This is a genomic window from Escherichia sp. KCJ4928, from assembly GCF_004352695.1.
In the GTDB taxonomy this organism is placed as follows: Bacteria; Pseudomonadota; Gammaproteobacteria; order Enterobacterales; family Enterobacteriaceae; genus ECMA0423.
In genome coordinates this window covers 1-824 of sequence record NZ_SJWV01000483.1, presented here as the reverse complement: position 1 = coordinate 824, position 824 = coordinate 1, and the positions used below count along the sequence as shown (strand labels likewise).

The following is an 824-nucleotide window of genomic DNA, read 5'->3' as shown; positions in this document are numbered from 1 at the left end:
AAACTCTTCAGCTAATGTAATAAAGTTATATTATTAGATACAAAATCATTACAAACTATCATTGAATCGATGATAACTATAGATAGTGCTAATTATTAACATTTGCTTGTTGACTGCGAGTATCGACTTTGCGAATGGAAGCGGTGTCGGGTTTTATGTCGAGTGTAATGACGAGCAAGGATGAATGAGAACGCATAAAAATCTGTTATTTACATCATATGATCATCATGTTTATTGCGTGGTTTATAAGTATTGTTATTGCACACTCAAGGCCCTTTAGCTCAGTGGTTAGAGCAGGCGACTCATAATCGCTTGGTCGCTGGTTCAAGTCCAGCAAGGGCCACCAAATCATTATTTACGTATCAGGAAGAGTTAAGGGTACAAGGGGTACTCGATGGCGGTCTATATTTCATGACTAACGCCATTTCAAGGAAGAAGTGCGGTGGGTGGTTTCGAATGAGGGCTGGTGTTTTGGTACGTGGCACGCCACTGCAATGTATTTATTCATCAGTACTCATTCAAAAGTACCTGGAAAAAATGCCCGCTATGCCAAGCGGGCAAATTGCTTACATGTGGAATTAAGTAATTAACGATAAAGCCAGAGTATTATCATTTATCATGCCTCTTCATTTAATCAGGTTAATTACTCAAATCACTGAACTATTCTCTGTTCGCTCACTGATGATAAGTGAGTGTCACAACCACGATTTGTATGCGGGCCAATGCCGTAGAGTAAGGATGAAATGTCTCTGCCACGCCTTAAACATCTACTACTGACCAGAATACCCGTCGCAGGCAGATGAGTCTTGTGAGCGTTACAGGAG

General features: G+C 40.7%; 1 tRNA gene. It reads left to right on the top strand.

What is annotated here, in order from left to right:
• The first annotated feature begins 270 nt into the window (after positions 1–270).
• Positions 271–346, top strand: a tRNA-Ile gene (locus E0D98_RS24990).
• Positions 347–824 lie beyond the last annotated feature (478 nt).